General features: G+C 79.7%; 2 protein-coding genes. One reads left to right on the top strand and one right to left on the bottom strand.

All coding sequences use genetic code 11. The features are described 5' to 3' along the window. The first annotated feature begins 229 nt into the window (after positions 1-229). Positions 230-2,065 carry a hypothetical protein gene (locus tag J1M39_RS11495; protein ID WP_069941821.1) on the top strand — a complete coding sequence of 612 codons (1,836 nt, stop codon included), beginning with the start codon at positions 230-232 and terminating at the stop codon, positions 2,063-2,065. A gap of 64 nt (positions 2,066-2,129) precedes the next feature. Here the strand turns inward: J1M39_RS11495 and J1M39_RS11490 are convergent. Next, on the bottom strand, positions 2,130-3,191 hold a 1,062-nt coding region (locus J1M39_RS11490), incomplete at its 5' end, for a phosphotransferase (protein ID WP_241254145.1).

Genomic DNA, 3,191 nt, shown 5'->3' with positions numbered 1-3,191 from the left:
GGCTCGTCGAAGGTCAGGCCGTCACGAACTGGAAGCAGGCCCTCGCCCAGCTCGCCGCGGCCTACCCCGACCGGATCAACCCCTACCTGTGACCACCCCGCTTACACAGACAAGTTGACACGCCCGCCCACTCGTCTCATCTCAGCCCGGTACCCATGTCAAGAACCTCATGACCCACAACACCTAGGCTGGAGGACCACCCGTCCCACCCCCGGAAGGAGCAGCGCCCGTGGACACCCCGCAGGACCCGCCCCGCCGGGACGACCCCTCCGTCGGCCCCGTGGAGCCGGCCGTCGACGCCGCCCTGGACCGGGTGCACGCCCTGCTCCGGCAGGCCCGCGTCACCGCGGCGCCCGACGCCCCGACCGCCCTGGACGCCCGCGGCTGGTGGGAGCTCTCCCTCGAGGCCGCGCTGCGCGACGAGCCCCGGGAGTCCGCCCGCCTCGCCGACTCCGGCCTCGCCGCGCTCGTGCCCGGCCAGGACGACGTCCGCCTCGCCCTGCTGCGGGCGCTCGCCGTCGCCGCGGGCCAGGTCGGGGACGAGGCCGCCCTGACCCGCTGGGTGGAGGCCCGGGCGGCGCTGCTGCGCCACCTCGGCCGGCCCCGGCAGGCCGGGCTCGAGTCGCAGCTCGGTGCCGCCCTCGTGCGCGATCCGGACACGGTCGAGGCGGCGGTGCTGGCCGGCGTCGTGGAGGACGAGCCGGGTGCTCCCGGCGAGGACCCCGGGGACACCGTCCTGCCCGAGGCCGCCCTGGCCCTGGCCGTCCACCGCGTGCACACCGGGGACCTGGACGCCGCGCTCGAGCTGGCCCGCCGCGTCATCGCCGTCCTGGGCGGGCTGCGCGCGGCCGGTGCCCTGCTGCCCACCGGCTCGTGGTCCAGCGCGCACCTGCTGCTCGCCCGCCTGCACCTGTGGCGGGGCGAGCACGCCGAGGCGGACGCGGCGGCCGTCGTCGTCACCGCGCTGCCCGCCGCCCGGGCCGTCCTGGCCTCCGCCACCACGGTGCGGGCGATCGCCGCCCATGAGCTGGACCGTCCGACAGCGGCCCTCGACCTGGCGCTCGAGGCGGCGGAGCGGATGGCCTCGGTCGGGCTGCGGCGCGGCGCCGCCTCCGCGGCGGCCCTGGCCGGGCGCGTGGCCGGCGACCTCGACGGGTACGAGGAGGTCGCCGTGGCCGCGTGGGAGCTGGCCTCCGTGCACGCGGAGAAGGCCGAGGCGCCGGAGGCCTCGAGCCTGAGCTACTGGTGGGCACACCAGCTCGTGCTCGCCGGCCGCGCCGACGAGGCCGAGCCCCTGCTCGCCCGGCTGGTGCGCCGCGAGGCCACCCACGGCCGGGACGTCGAGCAGGCCCGCGCCCTCGTGGACCTCGGCCACGCCCACCACGACCAGGACCGCGCCGAGAACGCGCTGCCCCTGTGGCGGGAGGCGGCCGGCCTGTTCGAGGCCCACGGCCAGTGGGAGGACGCCGCGCGCACGCTCCTGGCCGCCGGCGCCCTCGTGAACCACGAGCGCGACGAACGCACCCGGCCCTCCGCCCTCGACCTGTTCGAGCGGGCGGTCGCGGCTGCGCGCCAGGCGGTGGACGAGGATCCGGCGGTGCTGCCGGCCGCGCTGCACGCGCACGGGTACCTGCTGTGCGAGTCCGGCCAGGCGGAGGGCCTCGACCTCCTCGAGGAGGCGCTCGCCCTCGTGCGGGACGCCGGCGCCGACTGGCAGGTGGCCGACTACACGGACACCCGCGCCCGGGCCCTGTGGTCGCTCGAGCGGGGGCCGGAGGCGATCGCCACAGCGCTGCAGGCCGCCGACCTGTTCACGGCCGCCGGGGACCGCGAGGGCGCCGCGCAGGCCGAGCTCTTCGCCGCCTACGTGGTGGCCGAGGACGGCAGCCCCGAGCAGGCCGCGACGCTCTTCCGCCTGGTGTGCGACTCCACCGACTCCACGCTCGTGCGCCTCGGGGCGCTCACGGGCCTGCACCAGTGCCTGTCCGCCCTCGGGGACCACGACGGCGCCGCGCGCGTCCGGGACGAGCTCGACGCGCTCCGCGAGGGGCTCGGGGCGGACTGACCGCCGCTCGAGGGGGTGGCCCGGCCCGACGGCCCGGCCCGACGGTGGCGGCAGCCGTCGCGGGTCAGAGGCCGACGCGGGCCAGGGCGGCGTCGGCGGCGGCCCGGCGGGCGGACCGCACGGCGCGGGGCGCGGTCGGCTGCGCCGCGAGGGCGGCGAGCACGGTCGCGACGCGGGCGGCCAGCGCCACCTCGTCGACCTCGGTGCGGGCGTGGCGCCGGAACCGTGCGGCCACGGCGCGCAGCGCGGCGCCGCCGGCGCCGAGGTCCACGGCGCCCGCCTCGAGATGGGCGATCAGGACGGCCCAGTCGTCCACGCGGTGCCCCATGCCCAGGTCGTCGGCGTCCAGCACGCCGGTGATCCGCTCCCCCGCGGCGTCCACGTGCAGGTTCCCCGGGTGCAGGTCGCCGTGCACGGGCACGCACGGGCCGGGCTCCCCGGCCGCGAGGGCCGCGCGGAGCCGGTCGGCCCGGGCGGCGGCCTCGTCCTGGGCCTCGGGGTCCAGCACGACGGCGGCCCATGTGGCGTGCTCGAGCAGGACGGCGGGTCCGCCGTCGTCCGCGTCGGCGTCCGCGGCCGCCCCGGCCGTGGGGCCCGTCGGGCCGGGGGGCTCCTCGAGCACCGGCGGCAGCCGGTCCAGCAGCGCGGCGACCCGCGCGGGGTCGAGCGCGGCGGCCTCGGGCCCGGCCAGCAGCGCCCGCCAGGGCAGGCCCGGCACGCTGGCGAGCGGGAGCACCCCGTGCTCCGGCGCCGCGCGGACGGCGGGCACCGGCACCCCGGCCGCCCCCGCCGCGGCCATGCGCCGGGCGACCCGTGCGGCCCGCGCGGGCGGGAGCACCTTCAGGAACGTGCGGGCCACGACGCCGTCGTCGCCGGTCGCCTCGACGGCCAGGACCGCGCGGTCCCGCGGCCGGTAGCCGCGCCACGTGAGGCGGGCCCGGCCCGGCGCCGTGCCGATCAGGGCCGCGAGCGCGTCCGGATCGGCGGTCAGCGTGAGGCCCGGCAGGACGGGGTCGGCGGGGGCCCACCACCACAGGGTGCCGTCCTCCAGGATCCCGCGCTCGCCCGGGACGGGCGGGCACGCCGCGCCGGGGGCGGCGGGGTGTCGGGGGTCGCGGGCGAGGAC

The organism is Micrococcus sp. KRD077 (assembly GCF_017168505.1).
Classification (GTDB): domain Bacteria; phylum Actinomycetota; class Actinomycetes; order Actinomycetales; family Micrococcaceae; genus Micrococcus; species Micrococcus luteus.
Note: the sequence above shows the minus strand (reverse complement) of the source record. Positions and strands in the feature narration are given on the sequence as shown.